This window comes from Rhizobium sp. AP16 (assembly GCF_000281735.1).
GTDB classification, from domain to species: domain Bacteria; phylum Pseudomonadota; class Alphaproteobacteria; order Rhizobiales; family Rhizobiaceae; genus Rhizobium; species Rhizobium rhizogenes.
Map to the genome: position 1 here is coordinate 385,554 of NZ_AJVM01000065.1, position 25,638 is coordinate 411,191.

The 25,638-nt window shown below is 60.4% G+C and carries 29 protein-coding genes; 13 read left to right on the top strand and 16 right to left on the bottom strand.

All coding sequences use genetic code 11. From position 1 onward, the window contains the following. Positions 1–9 precede the first annotated feature (9 nt). Entirely contained in the window at positions 10–990 is a 981-nt protein-coding gene (locus PMI03_RS19960) for an ABC transporter substrate-binding protein (protein ID WP_007696882.1), read from the bottom strand. A 176-nt stretch (positions 991–1,166) separates the two neighbouring features. On the opposite strand from PMI03_RS19960, the gene PMI03_RS19965 reads away from it, so the two are divergent. Then, a complete protein-coding gene (locus PMI03_RS19965; protein WP_007696885.1) occupies positions 1,167–2,225 on the top strand; it encodes an aldo/keto reductase in 1,059 nt (352 codons plus the stop codon). A 21-nt stretch (positions 2,226–2,246) separates the two neighbouring features. On the opposite strand, the gene PMI03_RS19970 is transcribed toward PMI03_RS19965, so the two are convergent. After that, positions 2,247–3,476, bottom strand: coding sequence for a PLP-dependent aminotransferase family protein (locus PMI03_RS19970; RefSeq protein WP_007696888.1), 1,230 nt, complete (start codon positions 3,474–3,476; stop codon positions 2,247–2,249). 231 nt (positions 3,477–3,707) lie between these two features. On the opposite strand from PMI03_RS19970, the gene PMI03_RS19975 reads away from it, so the two are divergent. From PMI03_RS19975 to PMI03_RS19985, 3 genes are read left to right on the top strand one after another with little or no spacing between them, the layout of a single operon-like run. Continuing rightward, positions 3,708–3,917: an AbrB/MazE/SpoVT family DNA-binding domain-containing protein gene (locus PMI03_RS19975; RefSeq protein WP_007696891.1), complete on the top strand. Its 210-nt coding sequence runs from the start codon at positions 3,708–3,710 to the stop codon at positions 3,915–3,917. Next, on the top strand, positions 3,917–4,297 hold the full coding sequence (locus PMI03_RS19980; RefSeq protein WP_007696893.1) for a type II toxin-antitoxin system VapC family toxin: 381 nt from the start codon (positions 3,917–3,919) through the stop codon (positions 4,295–4,297). The genes PMI03_RS19975 and PMI03_RS19980 overlap by 1 nt, the downstream gene beginning before the upstream one ends. Before the next feature lies 1 nt (position 4,298). Further along, positions 4,299–4,886, top strand: coding sequence for a bifunctional 2-polyprenyl-6-hydroxyphenol methylase/3-demethylubiquinol 3-O-methyltransferase UbiG (locus PMI03_RS19985; RefSeq protein WP_007696896.1), 588 nt, complete (start codon positions 4,299–4,301; stop codon positions 4,884–4,886). A 57-nt stretch (positions 4,887–4,943) separates the two neighbouring features. On the opposite strand, the gene ilvC is transcribed toward PMI03_RS19985, so the two are convergent. The 3 genes from ilvC to PMI03_RS20000 form a co-directional block, all read right to left on the bottom strand. Continuing rightward, positions 4,944–5,963 carry a ketol-acid reductoisomerase gene (gene ilvC / locus PMI03_RS19990; protein ID WP_007696899.1) on the bottom strand — a complete coding sequence of 340 codons (1,020 nt, stop codon included), beginning with the start codon at positions 5,961–5,963 and terminating at the stop codon, positions 4,944–4,946. A 50-nt stretch (positions 5,964–6,013) separates the two neighbouring features. Next, complete coding sequence (locus tag PMI03_RS19995; RefSeq protein ID WP_034517999.1) at positions 6,014–6,673, bottom strand: TetR/AcrR family transcriptional regulator C-terminal domain-containing protein; 660 nt, start codon at positions 6,671–6,673, stop codon at positions 6,014–6,016. A gap of 106 nt (positions 6,674–6,779) precedes the next feature. Next, positions 6,780–7,688: an AraC family transcriptional regulator gene (locus tag PMI03_RS20000; RefSeq protein ID WP_007696906.1), complete on the bottom strand. Its 909-nt coding sequence runs from the start codon at positions 7,686–7,688 to the stop codon at positions 6,780–6,782. A gap of 204 nt (positions 7,689–7,892) precedes the next feature. Here PMI03_RS20000 and PMI03_RS20005 point away from each other — a divergent pair, with 204 nt between their 5' ends. Next, a complete protein-coding gene (locus PMI03_RS20005; RefSeq protein WP_007696909.1) occupies positions 7,893–8,936 on the top strand; it encodes an NAD(P)-dependent alcohol dehydrogenase in 1,044 nt (347 codons plus the stop codon). Between the two features lie 55 nt (positions 8,937–8,991). On the opposite strand, the gene PMI03_RS20010 is transcribed toward PMI03_RS20005, so the two are convergent. From PMI03_RS20010 to PMI03_RS20020, 3 genes are all read right to left on the bottom strand, one after another. After that, positions 8,992–10,254 (bottom strand): NAD(P)/FAD-dependent oxidoreductase, encoded by a 1,263-nt coding sequence (locus PMI03_RS20010; protein ID WP_039974409.1) that lies wholly within the window; start codon positions 10,252–10,254, stop codon positions 8,992–8,994. 120 nt (positions 10,255–10,374) lie between these two features. Then, positions 10,375–10,929, bottom strand: coding sequence for a PH domain-containing protein (locus tag PMI03_RS20015; RefSeq protein ID WP_007696917.1), 555 nt, complete (start codon positions 10,927–10,929; stop codon positions 10,375–10,377). A gap of 92 nt (positions 10,930–11,021) precedes the next feature. Next, positions 11,022–11,486 carry an Lrp/AsnC family transcriptional regulator gene (locus PMI03_RS20020; protein ID WP_007696920.1) on the bottom strand — a complete coding sequence of 155 codons (465 nt, stop codon included), beginning with the start codon at positions 11,484–11,486 and terminating at the stop codon, positions 11,022–11,024. Between the two features lie 159 nt (positions 11,487–11,645). Between PMI03_RS20020 and PMI03_RS20025 the strand changes: the two genes are divergently transcribed. From PMI03_RS20025 to PMI03_RS20045, 5 genes are all read left to right on the top strand, one after another. Beyond that, positions 11,646–12,365: an aspartate/glutamate racemase family protein gene (locus PMI03_RS20025; protein ID WP_007696923.1), complete on the top strand. Its 720-nt coding sequence runs from the start codon at positions 11,646–11,648 to the stop codon at positions 12,363–12,365. Between the two features lie 74 nt (positions 12,366–12,439). After that, the gene (locus tag PMI03_RS20030) at positions 12,440–13,369 is read left to right on the top strand and encodes a helix-turn-helix domain-containing GNAT family N-acetyltransferase (protein WP_007696925.1); all 930 of its coding nucleotides are present in this window, start codon (positions 12,440–12,442) and stop codon (positions 13,367–13,369) included. Positions 13,370–13,458: 89 nt separating this feature from the next. Continuing rightward, entirely contained in the window at positions 13,459–13,965 is a 507-nt protein-coding gene (locus PMI03_RS20035; RefSeq protein WP_007696928.1) for a GNAT family N-acetyltransferase, read from the top strand. A 110-nt stretch (positions 13,966–14,075) separates the two neighbouring features. Further along, positions 14,076–14,693 carry a TetR/AcrR family transcriptional regulator gene (locus tag PMI03_RS20040; RefSeq protein WP_007696930.1) on the top strand — a complete coding sequence of 206 codons (618 nt, stop codon included), beginning with the start codon at positions 14,076–14,078 and terminating at the stop codon, positions 14,691–14,693. Between the two features lie 56 nt (positions 14,694–14,749). Then, complete coding sequence (locus PMI03_RS20045) at positions 14,750–15,964, top strand: MFS transporter (RefSeq protein ID WP_007696933.1); 1,215 nt, start codon at positions 14,750–14,752, stop codon at positions 15,962–15,964. Here PMI03_RS20045 and PMI03_RS20050 read toward each other — a convergent pair whose 3' ends face one another. Next, positions 15,965–17,212 carry an NAD(P)/FAD-dependent oxidoreductase gene (locus PMI03_RS20050; RefSeq protein ID WP_039974373.1) on the bottom strand — a complete coding sequence of 416 codons (1,248 nt, stop codon included), beginning with the start codon at positions 17,210–17,212 and terminating at the stop codon, positions 15,965–15,967. Between the two features lie 10 nt (positions 17,213–17,222). Then, entirely contained in the window at positions 17,223–17,639 is a 417-nt protein-coding gene (locus tag PMI03_RS20055) for a helix-turn-helix domain-containing protein (RefSeq protein ID WP_007696939.1), read from the bottom strand. Positions 17,640–17,776: 137 nt separating this feature from the next. Here PMI03_RS20055 and PMI03_RS20060 point away from each other — a divergent pair, with 137 nt between their 5' ends. Further along, positions 17,777–18,664 (top strand): SDR family oxidoreductase, encoded by an 888-nt coding sequence (locus PMI03_RS20060; protein ID WP_007696942.1) that lies wholly within the window; start codon positions 17,777–17,779, stop codon positions 18,662–18,664. Between the two features lie 631 nt (positions 18,665–19,295). On the opposite strand, the gene PMI03_RS20065 is transcribed toward PMI03_RS20060, so the two are convergent. The 5 genes from PMI03_RS20065 to nthA all read right to left on the bottom strand — a co-directional run bounded on the left by PMI03_RS20065 (position 19,296) and on the right by nthA (position 23,055). Then, positions 19,296–20,048 carry a pyridoxine 5'-phosphate synthase gene (locus PMI03_RS20065; RefSeq protein ID WP_007696946.1) on the bottom strand — a complete coding sequence of 251 codons (753 nt, stop codon included), beginning with the start codon at positions 20,046–20,048 and terminating at the stop codon, positions 19,296–19,298. Between the two features lie 186 nt (positions 20,049–20,234). Continuing rightward, the gene (locus PMI03_RS20070) at positions 20,235–21,362 is read right to left on the bottom strand and encodes an ATP-dependent RecD-like DNA helicase (protein WP_007696949.1); all 1,128 of its coding nucleotides are present in this window, start codon (positions 21,360–21,362) and stop codon (positions 20,235–20,237) included. Between the two features lie 49 nt (positions 21,363–21,411). Further along, the gene (locus tag PMI03_RS20075) at positions 21,412–21,783 is read right to left on the bottom strand and encodes a nitrile hydratase accessory protein (protein ID WP_007696951.1); all 372 of its coding nucleotides are present in this window, start codon (positions 21,781–21,783) and stop codon (positions 21,412–21,414) included. Beyond that, positions 21,770–22,429 carry a nitrile hydratase subunit beta gene (gene nthB / locus PMI03_RS20080; RefSeq protein ID WP_007696953.1) on the bottom strand — a complete coding sequence of 220 codons (660 nt, stop codon included), beginning with the start codon at positions 22,427–22,429 and terminating at the stop codon, positions 21,770–21,772. The genes PMI03_RS20075 and nthB overlap by 14 nt, the downstream gene beginning before the upstream one ends. Beyond that, positions 22,426–23,055: a nitrile hydratase subunit alpha gene (gene nthA, locus PMI03_RS20085; RefSeq protein WP_007696956.1), complete on the bottom strand. Its 630-nt coding sequence runs from the start codon at positions 23,053–23,055 to the stop codon at positions 22,426–22,428. Before nthA ends, nthB begins: the two co-directional genes overlap by 4 nt. Before the next feature lie 136 nt (positions 23,056–23,191). Here nthA and PMI03_RS20090 point away from each other — a divergent pair, with 136 nt between their 5' ends. Together PMI03_RS20090 and PMI03_RS20095 are read left to right on the top strand one after the other, a co-directional pair. Further along, positions 23,192–24,481 (top strand): SDR family oxidoreductase, encoded by a 1,290-nt coding sequence (locus PMI03_RS20090; RefSeq protein ID WP_039974375.1) that lies wholly within the window; start codon positions 23,192–23,194, stop codon positions 24,479–24,481. Between the two features lie 2 nt (positions 24,482–24,483). After that, a complete protein-coding gene (locus PMI03_RS20095) occupies positions 24,484–24,960 on the top strand; it encodes a DUF2269 domain-containing protein (RefSeq protein WP_039974410.1) in 477 nt (158 codons plus the stop codon). Here the strand turns inward: PMI03_RS20095 and PMI03_RS20100 are convergent. Continuing rightward, positions 24,952–25,545, bottom strand: a complete 594-nt coding sequence (locus tag PMI03_RS20100) for a LysE family translocator (RefSeq protein WP_007696963.1) — start codon at positions 25,543–25,545, stop codon at positions 24,952–24,954. The genes PMI03_RS20095 and PMI03_RS20100 overlap by 9 nt on opposite strands. Positions 25,546–25,638 lie beyond the last annotated feature (93 nt).

The following is a 25,638-nucleotide window of genomic DNA, read 5'->3' on the forward strand; positions in this document are numbered from 1 at the left end:
CAGATAGGATCAATTCGATCCGTAATAGGAGGAGAAGGTCTTCAGGTCCTGATCGGTATTCTTCAGGGCTTCGGCAGCATTCAACGGCAAAACCTTGATGCTGTCACGCGCCGGGAAACCGGCAGGCAGCGACATGCCGTTGCGGGCCGGAATATAGCCGAGCTTGAGGAAGCCCTCCTGGCCTTTTTCGGAAAGAACATAATCGACGAACTTCTTGGCGGCGTCGGCATGCTTGGCGCTGGCGAGAATGCCGACCGGCTCGGTCACCGCCGAAACACCTTCGGACGGGAACACGAATTCCAGCGGTGCGCCCTTGGCCTTTTCGCGGATCGGCATGTAGTCGACGACCATGCCATAGGCTTTCTCGCCCGAGGCGACCGACTTCAGCACCGCGCCGTTGCCACCAGCAGCAACTGCGCCATTGGCGGCAAGGTTCTTATAGAAATCCCAGCCGAGGCTGCCGACGCCAGCGAGCGTCTGCGCATGAATGAGCGCAGCGCCCGAAGCAAGCGGGCTTGGCATGGCAACCAGACCCTTGGCTTCCGGCTTGGTCAGATCCTGCCAGCTCGTCGGCTTCATCGAAGCGGCGGTGTTGTAGACGATGCCGGTGGTGATCAGCTTGGTGGAATAATAATAGCCATCGGCGTCATAGAGAGCCGCGTCGTAATTCGCGGCTTCCGGCGACTTATAGGCCAGCAGCTTGCCGGCTTCTTTCAGGCGTTCCAGCGTGACCGTGTCGGCGATCAGGAGAACATCGGCGACCGGAGCGCCGGCCTGGATTTCCGCTTGCAGCTTGGCGATGATCTGCGGCGTGCCGTCGCGGACCCAATCGACCTTGATGCGGGGATTGGCGGCCATGAAACCATCGACGGTTGCCTGCGCATCGGCATTCGGCTGGCTGGTATAGAGGACGAGGTCGGCGGCCGCAGCCGAGCCGGAGAAAAGAGCAACGGCCAGGAGGCCGGCGAAAGCGGAAACAAGCGTCTTCATGGAGCGTCCTCGACTGGGTGATCAGGAGCGTTCCTTAGACGTGTGGCTTAACATGATTGTGACAGTTCAATTTAGAGTGTCAGTACCGTTCATACTATCATTCGACCTTGACCATCGGTGCCCTGCCCTATTTCCTAGCGCACGAATTTCAGATCTGATTTTGGGAGGATAAATCTATGGAATACCGTCTGCTTGGCCGTTCCGGCCTCAAAGTTTCCACCATCACCATGGGCACCATGACCTTCGGCGGTGTCGGCTGGGCAAAGACTGTCGGCGATCTCGGCGTCAGCGAGGCGAAGCGGCTGGTCGACATGTGCCTGGACGCCGGCGTCAACCTGCTCGACACGGCCGATGTCTACTCTCAGGGCGCTTCGGAGGAAATTCTCGGCGAGATCATCGGCGGCCCGCGCAAGAACGGCGTGCTGATCGCCACCAAGGCCCGCTTCCCAATGGGACCTGGCGTCAACGATGTCGGCTCTTCGCGCCAGCACCTGATCCAGGCCTGCGAAGCCAGCCTGAAGCGCATGAAGACCGATGTCATCGATCTCTATCAGGTGCATGAATGGGATGGCCAGACGCCGCTTGAAGAGACGATGGAAGCCCTCGATACGCTCGTCCGCCAGGGCAAGGTGCGTTATATCGGCTGCTCGAATTTCTCCGCATGGCACATCATGAAAGCGCTCGGCGTCAGCGAGCGCGACAAGTACCAGCGCTTCGTCAGCCAGCAGATTCACTACACGCTCGAAGCCCGCGACGCCGAGTACGAACTGCTGCCGGTCAGCATCGACCAGGGCCTCGGCGTGCTGGTCTGGAGCCCGATCGCCGGTGGCCTTCTCTCCGGCAAGCACCGCCGCAACCAAGCGACGCCGGAAGGCACCCGCCAGTTCGCCGGCTGGACCGAGCCGCCGATCCGCGACGAGAACCGCCTGTGGAATATCGTCGATACGCTGGTGGAGATTGCCGATGGCCGCGGCGTCTCGGCGGCGCAAGTGGCGCTTGCCTGGCTGATCGGCCGCAAGGGTGTCACCTCGGTCATCATCGGCGGCCGTACCGACGCGCAATTCAAGGATAACCTTGCCAGCGCCGAGCTGAAGCTGACCGACGAAGAGCGCAAGCGCCTCGACGATGTCAGCCTGCTGCCGCTGCTCTACCCCTATTGGCACCAAGCCAATACTGCCAGCGACCGGCTGAGCGAGGCCGACCTGTCGCTAATCGCGCCGCATTTGAAGAAATAAGCATGAAAATGGCGTGGCGGCTTAGGCCGCCATCGCCCCGATCTCACCCGCGACCAATTTACCGAGACGCGAAATCCCCTCATCGATCATCTGCTCGTTGGCGCAGGAGAAGCTGAGACGGAAGGTGTTCGGGCCAGAGCCATCGGCGAAGAAGGCCTGGCCGGGCACGAAGGCGACCTTGACGGTCTCCAGCGATTTCGCCAGCAGCTTAGCGCCATCCATGCCCTTCGGCAGGGTGACCCAGACGAACATGCCACCTTCCGGCTTAGTCCAGCTCGTACCATCAGGCATGTATTTCGCGAGCGCCGCCAGCATGCAGTCACGGCGGTGGCTATAGGCCTTGCGGACCTTGGCGACCTGCGCATCGAAGCCGCGCTCGGCAACCTGATGGATGGCGATCTGGTTGATGGTCGAGGAATGCAGATCGGCGGCCTGTTTCATCAGCACCAGCTTGCGGATAACAGGCGCATTGGCAACAACGAAGCCGACGCGAAGACCCGGCGCCAAGGTCTTGGAAAAGCTGCCGCAATAGATCGTGCGCGTATCGTTGATATGGCCCTTGCGGGCGATTTCCAGTGCCAGGATCGGCGGGACCGGCTCGCCGTCATAGCGCAACGACTGATAGGCGGCATCCTCGATGATCGCGATGTCCAGCTCGTCGCCGAGGCCGATCAGCTTTTCTCGCGCGGCGAGATCGACCGTTTCGCCGGTCGGATTGGCAAAGTCGGCGGAAAGATAGGCAAATTTCACCCTGCCGCCCGCCTGCTCCGCAGCCGTGCGATAGGAGGCGGGAGTGCGGTTGCCGCCGGGGGTGAGCTGATCATAGGTCGGCTCATAGGCATTGAAGGCCTGCAGCGCACCAAGATAGGTCGGCGCAGTCACCAGCGCCGTATCTTTCGGCGACAGGAACAGCTTGCCGAGATAGTCCAATCCCTGTTGCGACCCGGAAACGATAAAGACGTTCTCAAGCCCGCAGGGAACGCCAAGCGCCACCATCTGGCCGACCAGCCATTCGCGCAGCGGCTTGTAGCCTTCGCTGACCGAATATTGCAGCGCCGCATTGACCGCGGGACCGGAAAAAATGTCCGCATAGGCCTGCTTGAATTCCTGATCCGGAAACAGCGCAGGATCCGGAATACCACCGGCAAAAGAGATGATGTCAGGCCGCTCGAGGAGCTTCAGCAGCTCGCGGATTTCGGAGGCACGCATACGGCTGGAACGCGTCGCAAAGATATTTTCCCAATTCAACATGGGGCTTCCTCGTAATTTTTGGTCTTTGCAGCAACAAAACACGCAACAAAAGATAAGTCAACAATGCTGACCTATTTTGTTTGTAACGGTGACAAGGAATGAGGATTGATCGGCAGAAGGATGTCGCTCAATCAATGCCGCATGTCGATTTCCCGCTTCCGAAAGGACCTACACATTCCGCTGTCCGAGCGTTATTCTTACGCAGCATCAATCGATAGGAAAAACGTAAGAATGGCCACCGCGACCCTCTCATCGAAATTTCAGATATCGATCCCGAAAGAAGTGCGCGATCAGCAACACTGGAGCGCCGGCCAGGAGTTTGTCTTTATTCCGAAAGGTAAAGGCGTACTCCTCATGCCCGTTCCAACTTTGGCAGATCTCAAAGGCATGGCGCGCGGCGCAAATCCGGAAAATGACCGCGACCGAGACGACCGATTCTGATGCGCGTGGTCGACAGTTCCGCGTGGATCGAATGGATTCTTGATAGCCCGCTCGGACAGCAACTGTCCGATCAAATTCCGGAACCCGGCGACTGCATCGTTCCAACGATTGTCCAGCTTGAACTTTCCAAATGGCTTCTTCGCGAACAAGACGAAGACGCACTGAACAATTTCATCGCCTACACGATGCTATGCAATGTCGTGCCGTTGGACACCGCAATCGCGCGTCGCGCCGCAGAGATCGCCATGCAACACAAGCTCGCCACTACCGATGCGATCATCTATGCGACTGCCCTACAGCACGACGCCGACGTCCTGACCTGCGATGCACACTTCAAAGGGCTGGAAAACGTAATTTATCTCCCGAGGGCAATGGTTTGACATGACAAACGACCCCACCTCCTCCTTCTACGACGACAACGCCGTCATCTATGCCACACGCAAACGCAACCTGCCGCGAAGCCGGCTTGATGCCTTCCTGGCCGCCCTTCCCGCAGGTGCATCCATCCTCGAGCTTGGCTGCGGCGCAGGGCAGGACGCGGCCTATATGATCTCGCGCGGTTTCGCCGTGACGCCGACCGATGGTTCGACCGAACTTGCCAAACAGGCGGAGGCCCTGATCGGTAGGCCGGTTCAGATATTGCGGTTCGAAACGCTCGATATCGAAGGCGCTCACGATGGCGTGTGGGCCGAAGCCAGCCTGCTGCATGCGCCTCGCGCCGCCCTGCCCGATATTCTCGATCGGATCCGCCGCGCGCTGAAAGACGGCGGCATCTTCCACGCCAGCTTCAAAGCCGGTGAGGCGGAAGGTCATGATACTTTCGGCCGCTACTATAACTACCCCTCGGCTGCATGGCTGACAGCACTGCTCGGTAAAGGCGGCTGGAGAGACATAGCGATGACCGAAGCCGACGGCGGCGGTTTCGACGGCAAGCCGACGAGGTGGCTCTACGTCAAAGCACGGAAATAGAAAAAAAGGCCGGAGCTCTCGCCCCGGCCTTTCTCATTTCAGCAACAGCCGAAAATCTTAGTTGACGCTCTTGTCGACCAGCTTGTTCTTACCGATCCAAGGCATCATGCCGCGCAGCTTGGCGCCGACTTCTTCGATCTGGTGGCTGTCGTTCATGCGGCGGATACCCTTGAAGCGGGCAGCGCCCGAACGGTATTCCTGCATCCAGTCCGAGGTGAACTTGCCGGTCTGGATGTCCTTGAGGACGCGCTTCATCTCAGCCTTGGTTTCTTCGGTGATGATGCGCGGGCCGGTGACGTATTCGCCCCACTCTGCCGTGTTGGAGATCGAGTAGTTCATGTTGGCGATGCCGCCTTCATAGATCAGGTCGACGATCAGCTTTACCTCGTGCAGGCACTCGAAATAGGCCATTTCCGGTGCGTAGCCGGCTTCGACCAGGGTTTCGAAACCAGCGCGGATCAGCTCGACGAGACCTCCGCACAGAACGACCTGTTCGCCGAAGAGATCGGTTTCGCACTCTTCGCGGAAGTTGGTTTCGATGATGCCCGAACGGCCGCCGCCAACGCCGCAGGCGTAGGAGAGAGCGAGTTCAAGAGCATTGCCGGAAGCATTCTGGTGAACGGCAACGAGGCAGGGAACGCCGCCGCCCTTCTGGTATTCGCCGCGAACCGTGTGGCCCGGGCCTTTCGGAGCGATCATGACGACGTCGACCGAAGCCTTCGGCTCGATGAGGCCGAAGTGAACGTTGAGGCCGTGTGCGAAAGCGATAGCAGCGCCGTCACGGATGTTCGGAGCGATATCGGCCTTGTAGATGTCAGCCTGGAGTTCGTCAGGCGTCGCCATCATCATCAGGTCGGCCCAGCCGGCGGCTTCAGCAACCGTCATGACCTTGAAGCCATCGGCTTCGGCCTTCTTGACGGTCGGCGAACCGGCCTTCAGCGCGATCACAACGTTCTGTGCGCCGCTGTCCTTGAGGTTCAGCGCATGGGCGCGGCCCTGCGAACCATAGCCAATGATGGCAACCTTCTTCGACTTGATGAGATTGAGATCGGCATCACGATCGTAATAGACGCGCATTGTTTTTCCTTCCCTTTGCTTGTCTGGTGTAAGGCGTAAATTGAAACTTCTCAGACGGTTGCGGCTGCTTCCGCCAAAACCTTTTCCGTGCCGTAAAGCTTGAGAAAAGCGGTGACCGCCCTCTCCGCCTGACGGCTCGTATCCTTCAAACCGGGCTCGCCGAGCAGCATGCGGACATGCAGATCGGACACGATGAGCCCGTAAAGCGTGTGATAAGCCTCGTCGGCATCCATGAAGCGCAGCAACCCTGCCCGCTTGCCGGCATCGATGAGGCCACTGGCGCGGCGGTCGATCTGCCGGCGACCGCGCTCCAGCAGCAGCTTGCCGAGCTTGGAGCCATCGCGGTTCGACTGGCCGATCGCCAGGCGGTTCAACGCCAGCGAAACGTCACCCGCCAGAACCTCCAGCAGATCGCGCGAGAACACCACGAGATGATCGTGCAGGCTCGCCGCCGTCAGCCGCTCGCCGTTGCGCTCGAACGTGCGTACCTTGCTGGCCTGATAGGTGATCATCGCCGACAGCAGGCCGTCGCGATCGCCAAACCACTTATAAAGACTTTCCTTTGAGCAATTGGCAGCGCGCGCGACGCCCGAGGTCGTCAGCGCCTTTTCGCCGCCATCGACGAGCAAACGCAACGCCTGCTCCAGAACGGCGTTCTGGCGCGGCGAAAACTCGCTCGACTGTCCTGCTTCGCTAAGCACGATGGCCATCCTCAAATGAGTACCGTACGGTACGGTTCGCGGCGCGTTATGGCGCAGAGCTGAGCGAGCGTCAAGCGAAAATCGTCGCTGCACCGCATCAATAAAGCACGCGAAACTATTCCGCTGCGACCGGACTGCGTATGCCCTCGACGTCCCGGAGCGGCGACAGGCCGTAAAGGCGGCTATATTCGCGACTGAACTGCGAAGGACTCTGATAGCCGACGCGATGACCGGCAGAGCCGACATCGAGCTGCTCCACGATCATCAGCCGTCGTGCCTCATGCAGCCGAAGCTGCTTCTGATATTGTATCGGCGTCATGGCCGTGACGGCCTTGAAATGATGATGCAGCGAGGAAACGCTCATCCCCGCACGTTCGGCCAGCTCCTCGATGCGCAGCGGCTGAGTGAAATTGCCGCGAATCCACGCAATGGCGCGCGCCACCCTGTTGCTCTGGCTCTCGGCCATGGCAACCTGCAGCAGCCGGGGTCCATTCGGGCCGGTCAGCAGGCGGTAGAGGATTTCCTGCTCGATCAGCGGCGCCATGGCCGGAATATCCTCCGGCCGATCGAGCAATCGGAGCAGCCGCAACGAGGCGTCGAGCAACTCCGGCGATGCCGGATTGACCGCCAACCCGCGCACGGGTTCCGCCGTCACCGCCTCGCGCGGAATACCGACGCGCGACAGCAGCTCCTTCAGCCGTTCACTGTCGAGCGCCATGCCGAAACAAAGATAGGGTGTTTCGCTGCCGACATTGGTGACCTGCGTCGATACGGGAAGGTCGAGGGCAGTTAGAATGTACTCGCCAACGCCGTAGTGGTATATATCGGCGCCAACGGTCAGGGTTTTGCGCCCTTGGACCACAATGGCAAAGCAGGGCCGATAAGCCCCGTGCTGCCAGACTGTCGCGGCCGACTGCCGATAAAGATTAAGCCCTTCTATCGGTGTGTGATGCTCTCCATCCCCCGTCGCGAAACGAGCGATGATGGAAGCGAGTTCCTGATTGGGATTGAAAGGCAGGGTCATGCGCAACCAATTGTTTTCGAGGATTTGTCGAAACCTATCTAGGTCTTCGTCCATTGTTTCGAAAGAGCGCCGCTCATCCAGATTCGGAGAATCGTACATAAAGCTTGCAGGATCGCTCTAACGCTATCGCCCGCTTCCGATGCATAGTCAGTCATCAGAATTTCCACTTCATCTGAAGCCAATCCTACCAAAAAGGAAATCCCTATGGCTATTGCAAAAGGCTACGCCGCCACCGACGCGTCCAAGCCGCTCACCCCTTTCACCTTTGAACGCCGGGCGCCGAATGACGATGACGTCGCCATCTCCGTCAAATATTGCGGCGTCTGCCACTCCGACATCCATCAGGCCCGCAACGAATGGGGCGGCTCGAAGTATCCGATGGTGCCAGGCCATGAAGTCGCCGGCATCGTCACCGCCGTCGGCTCGAAAGTGACCAAGTTCAAGGTCGGCGACCGCGTCGGCGTTGGCTGCTTCGTCAACTCCTGCACGACCTGCACCACGCGCGACCTCGACTACGAACATTACATGCCGGGCCTGGTCCAGACCTACAACGACGTCGAAGCCGATGGCGAGACGCCGACTTATGGCGGCTATTCCGACTCGATCGTCGTCAAGGAAGGCTATGTCCTCTCCTTCCCGGACAATATCCCGCTCGACGCAGGTGCGCCGCTGCTGTGCGCCGGCATCACGCTCTATTCGCCGCTCCGCCACTGGAAGGCCGGCCCAGGCAAGAAGATTGCTGTTGTCGGCATGGGTGGCCTCGGCCACATGGGCGTCAAGCTGGCGCACGCCATGGGTGCCGACGTGACGGTTCTCAGCCAGACGCTGTCGAAGAAGGAAGACGGCTTCAAGCTCGGCGCCGACCACTATTATGCCACCAGCGATGCCGAAACCTTCACCAAGCTCGCAGGCAGCTTCGACCTGATCCTCAACACGGTCGGCACCGCCATCGACTGGAATGCCTACCTGAACCTGCTGAAGTACGACGGCAGCATGGTGCTGCTCGGCGTTCCGGAACACGCCGTTCCGGTCCATGCCTTCTCGATCATTCCAGGCCGCCGCAGCCTCTCCGGCTCGATGATCGGTTCGATCAAGGAAACCCAGGAAATGCTGGACTTCTGCGGCGAGCACAACATCGTCTCGGAAATCGAGCTGATCAATATCGACAAGATCAACGAAGCCTATGAGCGCGTTCTGAAGAGCGACGTCCGCTATCGCTTCGTCATCGATATCGCCTCGCTGGCCTAAGCATTACGGGTGCAAAGACCGATTGGAAAAGGGCAGCCGTTTGGCTGCCCTTTTTTCATTCCTCCCGCATGGTTTCTCTCTGCGTAATCAGCCGGGCGCTGTGCTGGCGGCTGATATAGATCCACAGCCAGCTCCAGGCGACGGCGATGCGCCAGCGTGTGCCGATCAGGAAGTAGATATGGGCAAGGCCCCAGACCCACCAGGCAAGCCATCCCTTGAGCTTGATCCGGCCGAAATCGATGATCGCGGCACTTTTGCCGATCGTGGCAAGACTTCCCTGATGGCGATAGTGAAACGGCCCCGGCGCCGGCTGGCCCGCCAGTTTCGCCCTGATCACCTTGGCGACGTAGGCACCCTGCTGCTTGGCGGCCGGCGCAATGCCGGGCACGGGGCTGCCATCCTCGCGCGTCACCGCCGCCGTATCGCCGATGACGAAAATATCCGGCTGGCCCGGCGCGTGCAGCTCCTTGTCGACCACGACGCGGCCAGCGCGATCGGCCGGAACGTCAAGCCATTTTGCCGCCGGTGATGCCTGCACGCCGGCTGCCCAGACGATGGTGCGGCACGGCACGAAAGTATCCCCGATCGTCACGCCCTCAGCGGTGCAGGATGTAACCGGCTTGCCCAAATGGATTTCAACACCGAGCTTTTCCAACGCCTTCTGGGCATAGTCCGACAATTCCTCGACAAAGCTTGCGAGAACGCGTGGGCCTGCTTCGACAAGGATGATCCTCGCCTTGCTGGTATCGATATTGCGGAATTCCTTCGGCAGCGTTTTTCGGGCGAGCTCGGCGATGATGCCGGCAAGCTCGACCCCGGTCGGCCCGGCGCCGACGATCGTGAAGGTCAGGAGCGCATCACGAATGGCCGGATCTTTTTCCAGCTCGGCCTGCTCGAACGCCAGAAGCACACGGCGGCGGATGGTCGTCGCATCCTCGAGCGTCTTCAACCCCGGCGCCACCGGCTCCCATTCGTCATGGCCGAAATAGGCATGGGTCGCGCCCGTCGCCAGCACCAGCGTATCGTAGCCGATCGTGTTGCCATTCTTCAACGTCACGGTATGTGCCTGGCTGTCGACCCCCGCGACTTCCGCCAGCAGCGTCGTCACCTCAGGCCGGTCGCGGAAAAAATTTCGGATCGGCCAGGCGATCTCGGAGGTGGCGAGCAAGGTGGTCGCGACCTGATAGAGCAGTGGCTGGAACAGGTGATGGTTACGCCGATCGATCAAGGTGATGCGGACCGGCGCGCCTTTCAGATCATTGGCGAGCTGCAATCCGCCGAAACCGCCCCCGACGACGACGATATGATGATCCTGCATGACAATACCCCGCATCTATTACATCTCTGCAAACGTAGAGTTGAGGGCGACGGCCAGCAACCGCCTTTTATGCATGGCACCTGTGCGGGCGTGATCCTTACGGCGTAATCGAGAATGCCATCATCGATTACGCGCGCGTTGGATCAGATCGAATGTCTCACGCACATCGGCGATACCGAGAAATTTAGGGGTATTCGAAAGCGCGGGTGTCCAAAGACCGATGCCGCCGCCACGGCGGCCATAGCCGATCTGGACATCGTCTCCGAAGCTGATCGTACCCGTTCCATTACCATTCTGATCCAGATCCAGGGTCTGCAACCGCTCCAGCGATACGGTCAGAAGCTTGGAAAACCAGCCTTCACGCAAGACCATGATACGCTGATCGCTGACCGCATATTGCGTTCTGGCGCGGACAAATGCATCCAGCACGAAACGACCGATGATGAGGTACAAGCCGATCAGGATGAAAGGCAGACCCCACAGCTTGAAAAACAACGGTGCATTGGCCTGGCGCACAGCCATGCTTTCCCAGAAGATAGCAAAGCCACCCCACATAAGCGAAAGCGGCACCAGGAACAGGTCCTTCCTGCTAAACATAAGGCCTTGTTTCGGCCGGCCCTGCCACAACAACTTTTCGCCGGGCAGAGCATAGTTCTGAATGTCCGCATTGCTCATGACAAATTGCCTCTAAAGCACACACGCAATGACACCTTAGCTGAGAGAATTCGCTGGGATAATATGCAAAACCAGCCTGCGACTCTATGGACCTATTGCGCATAGCCGACGGGAATGGAGGCGCCGCTTTTCAGCTCCTCCATCGAGATCGAGGCGGATACATCGAAAAGCTCCACCTTGCGGACGATCTTCTTGTAGATGACGTCATACTGCTCCACACGCGGCAGCACGATCTTCAGGATATAGTCGTAATTGCCCGTCAGCCGATGCGCCTCGACGATCTCGGGAATGTCGCCGATAACCTTACGGAACCTCTCGATCCATTCGTCAGCATGGTGCGCGGTCTTGATCAGCGCATAGAGCGTGGTCGGCACGCCCATCTTCTCGCGATCGAGCACGACGATGCGCCGGGCGATATGGCCGCTCTCCTCCAGCCGCTGGATGCGCCGCGAGCAGGCCGAGACCGACAGCGCCACCCGATCGGCAAGATCGGTCACCGAGATACCGGCATCGGTCTGCAGAAGGTCGAGAATCTTCCGGTCGCGTTCGTCAAGCATGCGCGGCAATCTCCGTAGCAACGCTGTATTTTTGCGTCATCTGACATAATGGCGCAAAAAACTGCAGAAGAAAACGCCCGCGCGACAAAGATTGCAAACATAAGGCGGCTGACATGCCGCACTATTCCGTCATTCAAAATAATAACGGAGAGCGGCATTATGCGTATCATCGGCCTGATCGGCGGCATGAGTTTCGAAAGTTCGGCGGTCTATTATCGCCTGATCAACGAGATGGTTCGCGACCGCCTGGGCGGCCTCGCCTCCGCCGAGGTGCTGATGTACTCCGTCAATTTCGAAGAGATCGTTTCGCTGCAGAAGGCCGGACGCTGGGATGCTGCCGCAGCCCGTCTCGGCGATGTTGCACACCGCCTGCAGGCCGCCGGCGCCGAATGCGTGCTGATCTGCACCAACACCATGCACCTGATCGCACAGGAAGTTGCCGCGCGCATCTCCGTGCCGCTGATCAACATTATCGATGAGACAGCCGCCGCGCTGAAAGCCGCTGGCCGTGTCAAGCCGCTGTTGCTCGCCACCCGCTACACAATGGAGCACGGCTTCTACGCCGACCGCATGGCCCGCAACGGCGTTTCCATCATGGTGCCGGGCGCCGACGACCGCACCCTCGTCCACGACATCATCTTCAACGAACTTTGCGCCGGCATCGTCAAGGACGAGTCGCGCAACACGCTGGTAGAGATCATCGATCGCGCCAAGGCCGCAGGCGCCGACAGCGTCATCCTCGGCTGCACCGAGATCTGCCTGATCCTCGATCCAAACGGGCTCGCTCTGCCGGGCTTTGATTCCACCACGATCCACGCGCAGGCCGCTATCGATTTTGCTCTCGGCGCGGAAAAGACACGCGCCAGCCAGGCGGCGTGAATCAAATCGAATTTACTTGACTGAGTCCAATAAATAATGGACATCGTTCCCCATATTGCAGGGAGACGATGTCCATGTCTGTTACTACCGAGCTCGCGACCATCGACGCGGTCCGCGACTTCAACCGTTTTTACACGAATTTCCTCGGCGTCCTGAACAAAGCCTATCTCGACAGCTCTTACACGTTGACCGACGCCCGCGTGCTGTTCGAGATCGGCTCCCATGGCGGCATCGCCGCCTCGACGCTTACCCGCGATCTGCATCTCGATCCCGCCTATCTCAGCCGCATCCTGAAACGTTTCCGCGAAGACGGCCTGATCGAGACCAAGCCTGATCCTAGCGACCTACGCAGCCAGATCATCACTGTCACCGACAAGGGACAGGCGCAGTTTCTCGAATTTGTCCGCCGTTCCCGCGCCCAACTCGCCGGGCATTTCGACATGCTTGCTCTCGGCGAACCCGAGCGCATCGTCGAGGCAATGCGGACGATCCAGACCATGCTCGGATCGGATCGGAAGACACCGCCGCCCCTCGTCATCCGAACCCATCGTGCGGGCGACATCGGCTGGATCGTGCAAAGTCAGGCCCGCTTCTACACGGAGGAGTTCGGCTGGGATGATCGTTTTGAAGGACTGGTCGCGAAAGTGGGAGGCGAATTCCTGTCCAAGTTCAATCCGGATAAGGAACGATGCTGGATCGCCGAGCGCGGTGGGCAAAACGTCGGCTCCGTCATGATTACCGACGGTGGCGACGGCATCGCGAAGCTCCGGCTGCTTTACATCGACAAGACGGCGCGCGGTCTCGGCCTCGGCAAATTGTTCGTCGACGAATGCATACGCTTCTCGCGCGATGCCGGTTACCGGCAACTCTCGCTCTGGACCAACGACATCCTCGACGCCGCCCGGGCCATCTATATCAAGGCTGGTTTCCGGCTTGTCTCCGAGGAGAAGCACCGGATGTTCGGCCCGGAATTGAACGGCCAGACCTGGGTGCTGGACTTGTGACCCGTTATTGGCGGAGGTGAATATAGACAGCCGCCAGATCGATCAATAATGTCGATATAGCCTTGATTTGCATGGGGATATCGACATCCATGACCGGCACGACCGAGATCCGGATATTGCCGATAGCGAGCCAGCATATCGAGGGTTTTCACAAAGCTCTCGATACGGTCGCGCGCGAGCGAAAATATCTGTCCCTGCTGGAAGCATTTCCGCTGGAAGAAACACGCGGCTTCGTGCTTGGCATGATCAGGGACGGCAATCCGCAATTCGTCGCCCTGGATGGAGAAACGGTGGTCGGCTGGTGCGACATCAGCCGCCATTTTTTTCCTTCGCACGCCCATGGCGGCAAACTCGGCATGGGGATCATTCCGTCCTATCGAGGCCGAGGCCTGGGACAGCGGCTGATAGAAGCGACGCTACAAGCGGCACGCAATGCCGGCTTCGTGCGTGTGGAACTCAGCGTGCACGCCGACAATGCCCGTGCCATCGCCCTTTATGAGCGGGTCGGCTTTGTCCGGGAGGGCATTGCGCGCAAATCCGCCTGCATCGATGGGCGCTATATCGACACCATCAATATGGCGATCCTCTCCGAATAGCCTTGCCAGAGATCGTTGAGATCTCCGAAAACCGGGCGACACTCATCACGATTTTGTTGCGGCGCAAAATTCCTCTTGATTTGGAAACGATCATTTCCTAAACAATCCACATGACAACGGACTCATTGGACATTTCGCCGAAGCTGCGCGGACGCCCGCGGGAATTCGATATGGACGCAGCGCTCGATGAGGCGCTACGGGTCTTTTCTGAGCGTGGCTATTATGCCGCCTCGATCAGCGAATTGACCGAGGCCATGGGGCTGACAGCCGGCAGTGTCTACAAGGCATTCGGTGACAAGCGCGGCGTCTTTCTCGCAACCTTCGACCGCTATCGCAAGGTACGGCGCGGTCTCATGGAAGAGCGTCTCTCTGCTGCCCCCAACGGCTATGAAAAGCTGCGAGCGCTGGTGACATTCTATGCGGAGTCATCCTGCGGTGACATCGGTCGCCGTGGTTGCCTCGTCGTCGGCAGCGCTACCGAATTGGCGCTCTTTGACGAGGAAGCCGCCAGCCGCGTCGCCTTCGCTTTCGAAACTGACGAGCAGCATCTTGTCGACCTGATCCGTCTCGGACAGACGGACGGTTCGGTGCCGAACCATGTCAACGCGGAAAACACCGCGCGCACGATGCATTGCCTCATGAAAGGCATGCGTCTGATCGGCAAGACCGGCCGCACCCGAGAACAGATGACCACCGTCCTCGAGACCGCCATGACATTACTGAACTGACTTCCCGCTAGAATTCGGGGGAGATTGCGTCCCCCAACCGCATCAAGGATCAAGACATGCCCGCCACTGCCGCCGCCACGCGGGAGAGCACGCCGCTCCCCGAAAAGACCATTTCGCCGTTGATGACCTTCATGTTCGCCGCCGCCTGCGGGCTGGTGGCCGCCAATCTCTATTACGGCCAGCCGCTGGCCGGCCCGATCAGCCAGGCACTCGGCTTCACGCCAGCGGCAACCGGCCTGATCGTGACGCTGACGCAGATCGGCTATGGCCTCGGCCTGCTGCTGATCGTACCGCTCGGCGATCTCCTCGAAAACCGCCGATTGGTGCTGACGCTGGTCGCGCTTGCGGCCGTGGCGCTTGTCGGCGCTGCCTTCGCATGGTCGCCGTCGCTCTTCCTGCTGGCCTCGCTCTGTATTGGCCTTGCCTCGGTCGCCGTTCAGGTCCTGGTGCCTTTCGCCGCCCATATGGCGCCGGATGCCAGCCGCGGCGCGGTCGTCGGCAATGTCATGAGCGGCCTGCTCTGTGGTATCATGCTGGCCCGGCCGGCGGCGAGCTTCCTGTCGGAACTGCTCTCCTGGCACGCCGTCTATATCCTTTCCGCCGGTGTCATGATCGGATTGGCCGTCATCCTGCGCATCGTCCTGCCGACCCGCCGTCCACACACCAAGCTACATTATGACCAACTGCTCTCGTCGATGGGCCATCTCGCTCTGCATGAGCCGGTGCTGCAGCGCCGCGCCCTCTATCAGGCCTGCATGTTCGGTGCCTTCAGCCTGTTCTGGACGACGACGCCCTTGCTGCTGGCAAGCCCGGCCTTCGGCCTGACGCAAAATGGCATTGCCCTCTTCGCTCTGGCTGGTGCCGCAGGCGCTATTGCTTCACCGATCGCCGGCCGTCTTGCCGATCGTGGCTTGACGAAGCTCGCCACCGGCTCTGCAATGGTGCTCGCCATCGTCGCCTTCCTTATCGGTCATGCCTCCGGCAGCGGCTCGCTGCTGGCGCTCCTCACCCTGACGCTCTCCGGCATCATGCTCGATTTCGGCGTGCAGACCAATCTCGTCGTCGGCCAGCGCGCCATCTATGCGCTCAGCGCCGAACATCGCAGCCGCCTGAACGGTCTCTACATGGCGACCTTCTTTGGCGGCGGCGCGATCGGCTCGGCGCTCGGCGGCTGGGCCTATGCCACCGGCGGCTGGAACCTTACCTCGTGGATCGGCGTCGCCTTCCCGGTCGTGGCGTTGCTGATCTTCCTGACCGAACGGGGAAAATGATCAGGATGGCTGCGGAACGGCGTTCCGCAGCCAATCGCATTCGCTGAGACCCGCCGTCTCAAAGGGATCGACCAGAGTGCCGGAGACGATCGACGCCAATATCTGCGGTCCCGGCGGCACCTTGGCGATGGTGGCGACCAGCCTGTCGCGGACCCAGGCAAGAGCTGCTGAATCCGACTGGTAGAATGGCGTAAACGCCAGCGACAACAGCTGGAACAGCCGCACATGCAGCCGCCGCGCCTGCGCATAGGCGGCAAGCGCCGTCCCGATATCCTCATTGCCGGCCAAGGCATGCGCAAGTGCGGCCACATCCAGCAGCGCCATATTGGCGCCCTGCCCGAGCTGCGGGCTGGTGGAATGCGCGGCATCGCCGACGAAGACCGTGCGGCCGCTATAGGGTGTGGCCATGGTCCGATGGGCATAGCGCGCCAGCGTCAGTTGCTCCCAATCGCTGATCTGATCGAGCAACGGCTGACATTCCGGCCAATAGCCACGGATCGCCGCCTTCCAGCGATCGAGCCCCTGCCGGCGCACCTCGTCGACATCAGCAACCTTTAGGCTCCAGAACAGCGCCGCCTGCTTCGGCACATCCGGTTTCCGCCGCCCGATCGGCAACACGCCGATCATCACCTTCGCCTGATCGTAGCGCTGCGTCAGCGCTCTCTTATCCACCAGTCCATCCGGACAATCGAGTGTCGCCCAGAACGCGCCATAGGCGAGGTTGCGCGCTCTCGGCGTGACCGGCGAAGCCGTGACCAATTCGGAACGCGCGCCGCTAGCGTCGATGACAAGATCATATGGTCCCAGCCGCTCACCACCCTCGACCACAAGATAGGTCTGACCACCCTCTTCCAGCGACGAGACCACCCGCCTCCCGGTGAAAATCAAATATCTCCGAGTGGAGACTTCATGGTAGAGCGTATCGAATAGTGCGGCACGATGGACCGCAAGCCCATAGCGCCCGCCGGCCAAGGCGTCATAGCGCACGTCGAGAACGGTGCGGCCACGCTTTGTCTCGGTGCCGAACAACCGGTCGATACGATTGCCGGCCGCGTGAATGGCGGGACCAAGACCGAGCGATTCCAGCACGGTCAGCCCGGTCGGCTGCAGCATCAGCGCGGATCCGACCGGTGCGGGATTGTCGAAACGTTCGATAATCTCCGTCGCATGGCCGGCACGCGACAGAAAAAGGGCAGCAGCAAGCCCGGCAGGTCCGGCGCCGACAATGGCAATTTTCAGAGATTTCACGGGGTTGCGCTCAGTCCTGCGATTGATCGAAACGGACGCGCGCAGCACGCACCGCCTCATGATTGGCTTCAGCCCAATTCAAAAGCGGCGCCAGCGGCACGTAGAGCGAACGGCCAAGATCTGTCATGCGATACTCGACGCTCGGAGGCTTGGTCGGGAATACCTCGCGGCCGACATAGCCATCCCGCTGAAGGTCGCGCAGCGTCTGGGTCAGCATGCGCTGAGAAATATCGGGCACCATCCGGCGCAGCTCGCCGAAGCGATAGGGCCGCTGCGCCAATGCCTCGAGCAGCAGGATCGACCACTTGCCGCCGATCTGCGAAATCAGATCCCGCACCGGGCAATTCGTGAAATCGAGTTTGCTGATATCGACGGCACGCAGCGGTGCCTCTATGCTGCGCAGATTGACGACGGTGCTGACGCTCATGCTGGTTCCCTTAAAGTAACCTACAGCTGAAAAACTGCCTCCTTTACAGGCCGAAGTCAATTCCTATTCTAGTGTTAGTCTCTTTTTGAGAGCGACAAGCCTCTGCAAGTCTGCGGCGGTCAAACAAGGATAAAGATATGAGCAGCACCCTCCTCGTTACCGGCGCCGCCGGCCAGCTCGGCCAGCGCGTCATTCATCATCTGCTGGAGACCTACAAGGTTGCGCCCGGCCGCATCATCGCCGCCACCCGCAGCCCCGAGAAGCTCGCCGAGCTCGCCGCCAAGGGCGTCATCACCCGCAAGGCTGATTTCGACGATATAGCTGCCCTTCCCGCTGCTTTTGCCGGCGTCGACCGCCTGCTGATCATCAGCACGGACGCACTTGCAGTTCCCGGTCTGCGCCTGAAGCAGCAGACGGCTGCCGTCGAAGCTGCGAAGAAGGCCGGCGTCAAGCATATCCTCTATACGTCCATGCCCGCCCCGGACGGTTCACTCGTCAGCTTCGCGCCCGACCATCTCGGCACCGAAAATGCCATCAAGGCGAGCGGCATCGGCTACACCATCCTGCGCGACGCCTGGTACTTCGACAATTTCCTCATGGGCCTGCCGCATAGCCTCGAAACCGGCAAATGGTACACAGCGACCGGCGGCGGCCGCACCAGCAACATCAGCCGCGACGATTGCGCACTCGCCATCGCCGCAGCGCTCGCCTCAGACACGTCTGAAAGTGCGACCTATACATTGACCGGCTCCACATCGTTGACGATCGAAGATGTAGCAAGCGTCGTCAACAAGGTCACCGGCCGTCCGCTAGAGGTCGTGCAGGTGAATGATGAACAGTTCGCCGCCGGCCTGACCGGTGCCGGCCTGCCGAAATTCGTGGTCGACATGCTCGTCTCCGCCGACGCCAACGCCCGCGCCGGCAAATTCGACATCCTCACCAATGATTTCAACAAGCTGACCGGCAAGGAGCCACAGACGGTGCGCGCCTTCTTCGAGGAGCATAAGGCTGCGCTGCTGGGTTGAAGCTTGAAGGGGCAGGCGAGACTATCTTTGCCACGCCTTCAAACATGGTCCCTTTCCCCGCCAGGCGGGGAGAGGGAGTTTTTTGCGGTGTATGCGAAAAATCCAACTAATGCAGTCGCCATTCTGCGGAATTCAGTTCAGATGCCACCAATAATGCCAACTTCATTAAGGCAGCTTAGCACCGATTGCCGTTACGCCCCCTCTGGCGGCGGCAATAGCTTGGTTTCTTCGCGTCTAACGGGCCGCCGAAAATCATCTGTGCGGGCCACATGTCCACAACGAACGCATTTCACCAGAGGATTGAGATCGTCCATATGCTCACCCGGTTCCAACTCAAAGCCTCCGTTGTCGCATATCGGGCAGGCCGAGTAGGAGACAACCCTGACAATCTTCGTCCACACCATCGCCTCTCTAACTAAACTGGATAAATTGCAAGAAGAACACATCCTCTCTTATCGAGAGCAACGACGGCTTCGGGCTAAGAGCTGCTGCCGATGGCATCTGCTACATAATGCCGGCATTCCGCGCTGCCATCCTTTCTCGCCGCGAGCACGGATAAAGTCAGGATTAGGGGGCGGGCTTGACTGCTCGTCGACAGCAGTCTCGCCTGACTAGCCTCAAAATCTCTCCCTTACACCGCCTGCCCACAAGCGCGGCAGAACCGCCGCACCGTCTCGGCCATGCCATATTCCAGCGCATCGGCCGTCAGCCCATGCCCAATGGAAGCCTCAGCAAGCGCCGGAATGCGCTTCAGCAGCGCCGGCAAATTCGCAACCGTCAGATCATGGCCGGCATTGACGGCAAGACCGCTGGCAAACGCGGCATCGGCCGTCTTGCCCAGCGCTTCGAGAATGACAGCCGCCCGCTCCGGCGCGTCATAGCAGCCGCCATAAGGACCGGTGTAGAGCTCGATGCGGTCGGCACCGACATCCTTGGCGATCTTCACCGCTTCAACATCGCCGTCACCATCCGCAAACAATGAAACGCGGCAGCCGATCGTCTTGTATTTGGCGACGACATCGGCGAGCAGGTTATGGTTCTTGCAGAAATCCCATCCGTGATCCGAGGTCGCCTGCGATGGGTCGTCCGGCACCAGCGTCACCTGCTCGGGTTCGACGGAGGCGCAGAGATCGAAGAATTCATCGGAGGGATAACCCTCGATATTGAACTCGGCTTGCGGAAACTCGTCGTCGATCAGCGCCCGGATCTCTGGCAGATCGGAGAAGCGGATATGCCGCTGATCGGGCCGCGGATGCACCGTCAAACCGCTGGCGCCGGCGGCCAGCGCAATTCGTCCAAGCCCCGTAACACTCGGCCAGGGCAGATCACGCCGATTGCGCAGCATCGCGATGGCGTTGAGGTTCACGGAAAGCTTGGCAGGCATGATCGAAATCCATGATTTTCAAAGAGGATGATGGCGTCGTTTTATGCCATTGCGCGCCGCAAGACCAACGAGATTCGAACATCGATCCATGCAAAAGATTGATGATCTTCCGCTCGACGCAACGCTACTCACCCTCGCGAGAGGCAAGGAGCGCCGTCATCGACGTTGCGAAAGAGGAACGTGGCCTTAGCGGACGATCGTCAGCGTCTCGGCAGCGCGCGTGATCGCCGTATAGAGCCAGCGCTCGCGCGTATCGCGAAACGCCCAGCTTTCGTCGAACAGCACGACATTGTTCCACTGCGAACCCTGCGCCTTATGCACGGTCAGCGCATAGCCGTAATCGAACTCGTCGTAGCGCTTGCGCGTCGACCATGGGATCTCGCCTTCTACATCCTCGAAGGCCTGCTTCAGCAGCTTGATCTTCGCAGCACCCCGATCCATGTCGTCATCTTCCGGCCGGATAAGCAGGTTGATGCCGGGCTTCGTCGTTTCCTTGGAAGAGGTCATCACCTGCCAGAGCGAGCCGTTGAGGAGACCCTTGGCGGGATCGTTGCGCAGGCAGACCAGCTTGTCGCCGGATTGCGGATATTCGGTCGCAAAACCCTTGAGCTCTCGCAGACGCTGATTATAGCGTTTGCGGGTGCGGTTGGTGCCGACCAGCACCTGATCCGCGTCCATCACCAAGGGCTGCGTGACCTCATTCTTCGAAATCACCTGCGCAGCGCCATAGTCGCCGTGCATGATCTCCTTGCCCTCGCGCACATGCATGGCGAGCTGGATGATCGGATTGTCGCGGGCCTGACGATGAATGTCCGTCAGCAGATAGTCCGGCTCTTCGTTGGTGAAAAAGCCGCCGCCCGAGATCGGCGGCAGCTGGCCGGGATCGCCGAGCACGAGGATCGGCGTGCCGAAGCTCATCAAATCCTTACCGAGCGCCTCGTCGACCATCGAGCATTCATCGACGATGATCAACGCCGCCTTGGCGACCGGGCTCTGCCGATTGATGGTGAACATCGGCGCGATGGAGGTCTTGCCGGTCTCCTCATCCTCGACCGCCTCCTCGCCGCGCGGACGATAGATCAGCGAATGAATGGTCTTGGCGTTGCTGGCACCGCGCGAGCGCAGCACCTGCGCCGCCTTGCCGGTGAAGGCCGCAAACAGCACATCGCCATCGACATGCTCGGCAAAATGCCGCGCAAGCGTCGTCTTGCCGGTGCCGGCATAGCCGAACAGACGGAACAGCGGCGAGCGCCCCTCTTTCAGCCATTTGGCAACGGCCTTGAGCGCTTCATCTTGTTGCGGCGCGAATTGCATCGCTCGACTTGGCAGGATTCGGCCCAAGGACGCAAGCAGTAAAAGCCGTTCAGCGCTGCGGATCGTTTTCCAGCAGGATCGGCTTGCCATGCGGCGTTGCCTTCGCCGCGCGCTGCCAGCTTTTCTGCAAATCGAGTATCACGCCGGCATCGGCGACACCGTGGCTGATCAACAACCCGGACAACGCCGCCACCCAGCAGTCGAAATAGTCGCTGCCATCTTGCGCTCGGCCGGGCTTGTGCAGTTCGGCCGAAAGCCGCTCCGCCCACTGGCCCCAGCTGAACATCCCCTTCTCGTGCAGATGCACGGTCATGGCAAAAGCCTCCGCCGCCCAGGGTTCCGGAAAGGCCGGCTCGCCATCGGCGGATTTCGGCAGTTGCGGCGATTGCGCCAGGGGCGACGCCGTCTCACACGCGCTCAAGATAGCTCTCCCAGGCATCGATGGAGATGGTGAGCGAAGGATCGGCCCCCTCGCCCCAGATTTCTGGCGCGTCAAAGACGACCGTATAGACCCATTGCGGGTTCTCGCCCTTGCCATGGGCGTTATCGTCGGGAAAGACGAACGAGCCCTGCACGGCCTCCACAACCCCCGTCTTTGCGCGGGCATAGCGCGGCAGGCGGGTATGTCCCGTCGGATTAAAATTCTTCGTCCGCACGCGATCGCCGACCGCAAAAAGCGCCGCGGTCTCGGCCGGCCGATCGCATGGGCCACCCTTGGCGAGAACGCCGGCAACCATATCGGCCTTCAGCACACGTTTCGGCACAGTGCCTTGCTGCGACGAATGGCCGGCCCGCAACTCCTCGCTTGTGGCAAAGCCATGCCGTTCCAGCAGCATCTCGATGCCGCGCATCCAGATCTCGTAGTAGCTGGCGGCAAGGTATTTCGCGGGCGGAATGCTTTCCCGCGCATGCCGGCTCTCATCGATATTCCAGGCGCCGAATGCGCCGCAGGACAGCGTAATGCCGAGTGCGCGCTTTTCCCATTCGGCATGGAAATAGGGCTCATTCGGCTCCGGTGCGACCGGCCCGAAACCCATCTGGCCGCCGAGATCATGCGGCCCGTTCATAGCGCCGCCTCAGGTGACTTGGCGATCGCCGTGCCGATCATCGCATCGCGGCTGACGAGATCGGCCAGCGCCGTCTCATCCATACCTTCCGTACCATCTGGACGTTCCGGAATGACGAGATAGCGCAGTTCCGCCGTCGAATCCCACACGCGAATTTTCTGCCCCTCCGGCAGCGTCAGACCAAATTCCGCCAGCACGCCGCGCGGATCTATAACGGCGCGCGAGCGATAGGCCGGCGCCTTGTACCAGACCGGCGGCAGGCCGAGCACCGCCCAGGGATAGCAGGAGCAAAGCGTGCAGACGACGAGGTTATGCGTCTCCGGCGTATTGAACACGGCGCGCATATGCTCGCCCTGCCGGCCCGTGAAACCGAGGCTGGCAATCGCCGCTGTCGCATCGCGCTTCAACCAGTCTGCAAACTCCGGATCGCTCCAGGCCTTCGCCACCACCAGCGCACCGTTGCGCGGCCCGACCTTCGTCTCGTAAGTCTCCACGATAGCATCGATCGCCAGGGGATCGATCAGCCCCTTTTCCGTCAGCAAGGTTTCCAACGCCTTCACGCGCGCCTGCATATCGGAATAGTGATTGTCGTGATCATGGTGATGATGGTCGTCATGATCGTGCATCATGGATCTCCCTGTCGAATGAGACTCAAGTCTAAGCCTTGGCCACACGGTCGCCAAGCACCTTCTTCATTGTTTCAACCGCGCTTAGATGCCGCAACCCACTGCCTTTGTTAGCGCTTTTGGCTACTCTGCCTGCATGAACATTTTGATTCTCGGCGCAACTGGTTTCATAGGTTCCGTGGTCGCGGCGCGATTGCGCGCGGACGGACATATGGTCACGGGCCTTGCCCGCAATCCCGACCGCGCACGTATCCAGCATCCCTCGACCACCTGGATCAAAGCCGATCTCGCGACGATGACCGATCCTGCGGACTGGCGGGCGCTGCTGGGCAGCCATCAGGCCGTCGTCAATTGCGCCGGCGCGCTTCAGGATGGGCTTTCGGATAATCTCTCCGCGACGCAGGAAAGGGCGATGCTCGCCCTTTACGCTGCCGCCAAGCAATCGGCGACCGAGCTTGTCGTGCAGATTTCGGCGCGTACCGACGGCAGCGCCAAGGAACAGCCGTTCCTGACGACAAAACGCAATGCCGACGATGCGCTGGCGGCCAGCGGGCTCAACCATGTCATCCTGCGGCCAGCACTCGTTCTCGGCCGCAACGCGCATGGCGGTACGGCGCTGCTGCGCGCTCTTGCTGCCATGCCCTTTGTCCTGCCCCTCATCCATGCGCAAAGCCCGATCGAAACGGTCTCGGTCGATGATGTCGCCGCGACCGTTTCAAAGGCATTCACTGGTCAATTTCCGCCCAGTGCGGATATCGATCTCGCCGGCGACGATGTGCTGACGCTTCGCGACCTGGTCACCCTTCATCGAAACTGGCTCGGCCTGCTGCCGGCACGGGTGGTGCCGATACCAGCCGGTCTGGCAAGGCCGGTCACATGGGCAGCCGACATCGCCGGGCGGTTCGGATGGCGTTCTCCGCTCCGCTCGACTGCCATGGCGGTGATGTCCGAAGGGGTTCTGAGCCGCCGGGACGCACAACACCGACCCAGCCAGCGTCTGGCAAGGGCGACCGAAATCCTCGACGCCAATCCTTCCGGCATTCAGGATTTGTGGTCCGCCCGCCTCTATCTGTTGAAGCCGCTGATGATCGCCGGTCTGGCGCTGTTCTGGATGCTGTCCGGAATTGTGCCATTGCTGGCCCCGATCGCCGCAAGCCGGCATTTCCTGCCCTTCATGTCGTCGGGCATGGCGACGACATTGACGATCGCCACCTGTTTTCTCGATATTGCCCTCGGCGCGCTCGTGCTCGTGCGGCCTTTCACACGCGCGGCGCTCCACGGAATGCTTGGCGTCACCCTCGCCTATCTCGCCGGCGGCACCTTGCTCGAACCGTCCCTTTGGCTCGATCCGCTCGGGCCGCTCGTCAAAGTCCTGCCGTCGATCCTGCTGACGGTTGCGACGCTTGCGGTCTTGGAGGAACGCTGATGCTGGCGGAAGAGCTTCTTCGCCTGGTGCATGTCATCGGCGCCACCGTGCTGTTCGGAACCGGCGCGGGCATCGCCTTTTTCATGGTCATGGCGCATCGCACCGGCGATCCCAAGCTCATTGCGCATGTCGCCGGAACGGTCGTCATCGCCGATACGATCTTTACCGCGACCGCCGCCATTCTCCAGCCGGTAACAGGCTATCTTCTGGCACAATCGATCGGCTGGTCGCTGCAGGAGGGATGGATCGCCCTGTCCTTGCTGCTCTACGTTCTTACCGGTGTCTTCTGGCTGCCGGTTGTCTGGATACAGATCCGGCTGCGCAATCTCGCCCGCACGGCAGCAGCGGCGGGATTGCCGCTGCCGGCAGCCTATCATCGGCTCTATCGCATCTGGTTTGCCTGCGGCTTTCCCGCTTTTTTCGCCGTGCTCGGCATAATCTGGCTGATGCTCAATAAGCCGGCGATAACGCTACTTTAGCATCGGCCAGAGGCTGAGCACCAGCAGGACCGCCATGGTGATATTGAACCATTTCAGCCGAACGGGATCGGAAAGCCAGTCGCGGAGAGCCGAGCCGAAACCGGCCCAGGTCGAGACGCTGGGCACATTGACGGCCGCAAATGCGAGACCGACGATTACCACGCTGATGAGATAGAGCTCAGGGTTGGTATAGGTCGCCATGGCGGTCACCGCCATCACCCAGGCCTTGGGATTGACCCATTGGAAGGCCGCCGCACTCAGGAAACTCATCGGCTGCGCGCCGCTTTCCTTCTCGGCGATGCTGCGCGACGTCGCGATCTTCCAGGCGATCCAGACGAGATAGGCGCCGCCGGCGAATTTCAGCACGGTGTAGAGGAGCGGCACGGTATGCAGCAGCGCGCCCAACCCCAGCCCGACACCGAGCAGCAGCACGAAGAAGCCGACACCGATCCCGAGCATATGCGGGATCGTGCGGCGAAAACCGAAATTCACGCCCGATGCGAACAGCATCATATTGTTCGGCCCCGGCGTGATCGAGGTTGTGAAAGCGAACAGTAGAAGAGCCAGAAACGTATCCAGCGCCATAAAGCCTCCTCGGACACCGCTCCGTTATGACAAGCGGTGTCCATTTCATTCATTGCGATGCGCCCGGATCATAGCCGCGTATCTCTGGCACAT

What these genes read in the sequence shown, in the direction of transcription:
- ilvC (WP_007696899.1), bottom strand. Translation starts at nt 5,963, where the DNA reads ATGCGCGTCTATTACGATCGTGATGCCGATCTCAATCTCATCAAGTCG.
- PMI03_RS19960 (WP_007696882.1), bottom strand. Translation starts at nt 990, where the DNA reads ATGAAGACGCTTGTTTCCGCTTTCGCCGGCCTCCTGGCCGTTGCTCTT.
- PMI03_RS20100 (WP_007696963.1), bottom strand. Translation starts at nt 25,545, where the DNA reads ATGGCGCTGGATACGTTTCTGGCTCTTCTACTGTTCGCTTTCACAACC.
- PMI03_RS20030 (WP_007696925.1), top strand. Translation starts at nt 12,440, where the DNA reads ATGTCTGTTACTACCGAGCTCGCGACCATCGACGCGGTCCGCGACTTC.
- PMI03_RS20020 (WP_007696920.1), bottom strand. Translation starts at nt 11,486, where the DNA reads ATGCTTGACGAACGCGACCGGAAGATTCTCGACCTTCTGCAGACCGAT.
- PMI03_RS19965 (WP_007696885.1), top strand. Translation starts at nt 1,167, where the DNA reads ATGGAATACCGTCTGCTTGGCCGTTCCGGCCTCAAAGTTTCCACCATC.
- PMI03_RS20025 (WP_007696923.1), top strand. Translation starts at nt 11,646, where the DNA reads ATGCGTATCATCGGCCTGATCGGCGGCATGAGTTTCGAAAGTTCGGCG.
- PMI03_RS19995 (WP_034517999.1), bottom strand. Translation starts at nt 6,673, where the DNA reads ATGGCCATCGTGCTTAGCGAAGCAGGACAGTCGAGCGAGTTTTCGCCG.
- PMI03_RS19970 (WP_007696888.1), bottom strand. Translation starts at nt 3,476, where the DNA reads ATGTTGAATTGGGAAAATATCTTTGCGACGCGTTCCAGCCGTATGCGT.
- PMI03_RS20005 (WP_007696909.1), top strand. Translation starts at nt 7,893, where the DNA reads ATGGCTATTGCAAAAGGCTACGCCGCCACCGACGCGTCCAAGCCGCTC.
- PMI03_RS20090 (WP_039974375.1), top strand. Translation starts at nt 23,192, where the DNA reads ATGAACATTTTGATTCTCGGCGCAACTGGTTTCATAGGTTCCGTGGTC.
- nthB (WP_007696953.1), bottom strand. Translation starts at nt 22,429, where the DNA reads ATGAACGGGCCGCATGATCTCGGCGGCCAGATGGGTTTCGGGCCGGTC.
- PMI03_RS20035 (WP_007696928.1), top strand. Translation starts at nt 13,459, where the DNA reads ATGACCGGCACGACCGAGATCCGGATATTGCCGATAGCGAGCCAGCAT.
- PMI03_RS20065 (WP_007696946.1), bottom strand. Translation starts at nt 20,048, where the DNA reads ATGCCTGCCAAGCTTTCCGTGAACCTCAACGCCATCGCGATGCTGCGC.
- PMI03_RS20055 (WP_007696939.1), bottom strand. Translation starts at nt 17,639, where the DNA reads ATGAGCGTCAGCACCGTCGTCAATCTGCGCAGCATAGAGGCACCGCTG.
- PMI03_RS20070 (WP_007696949.1), bottom strand. Translation starts at nt 21,362, where the DNA reads ATGCAATTCGCGCCGCAACAAGATGAAGCGCTCAAGGCCGTTGCCAAA.
- PMI03_RS20040 (WP_007696930.1), top strand. Translation starts at nt 14,076, where the DNA reads ATGACAACGGACTCATTGGACATTTCGCCGAAGCTGCGCGGACGCCCG.
- PMI03_RS20000 (WP_007696906.1), bottom strand. Translation starts at nt 7,688, where the DNA reads ATGACCCTGCCTTTCAATCCCAATCAGGAACTCGCTTCCATCATCGCT.
- PMI03_RS20060 (WP_007696942.1), top strand. Translation starts at nt 17,777, where the DNA reads ATGAGCAGCACCCTCCTCGTTACCGGCGCCGCCGGCCAGCTCGGCCAG.
- PMI03_RS19975 (WP_007696891.1), top strand. Translation starts at nt 3,708, where the DNA reads ATGGCCACCGCGACCCTCTCATCGAAATTTCAGATATCGATCCCGAAA.
- PMI03_RS20015 (WP_007696917.1), bottom strand. Translation starts at nt 10,929, where the DNA reads ATGAGCAATGCGGACATTCAGAACTATGCTCTGCCCGGCGAAAAGTTG.
- PMI03_RS19985 (WP_007696896.1), top strand. Translation starts at nt 4,299, where the DNA reads ATGACAAACGACCCCACCTCCTCCTTCTACGACGACAACGCCGTCATC.
- PMI03_RS20010 (WP_039974409.1), bottom strand. Translation starts at nt 10,254, where the DNA reads ATGCAGGATCATCATATCGTCGTCGTCGGGGGCGGTTTCGGCGGATTG.
- nthA (WP_007696956.1), bottom strand. Translation starts at nt 23,055, where the DNA reads ATGCACGATCATGACGACCATCATCACCATGATCACGACAATCACTAT.
- PMI03_RS20045 (WP_007696933.1), top strand. Translation starts at nt 14,750, where the DNA reads ATGCCCGCCACTGCCGCCGCCACGCGGGAGAGCACGCCGCTCCCCGAA.
- PMI03_RS19980 (WP_007696893.1), top strand. Translation starts at nt 3,917, where the DNA reads ATGCGCGTGGTCGACAGTTCCGCGTGGATCGAATGGATTCTTGATAGC.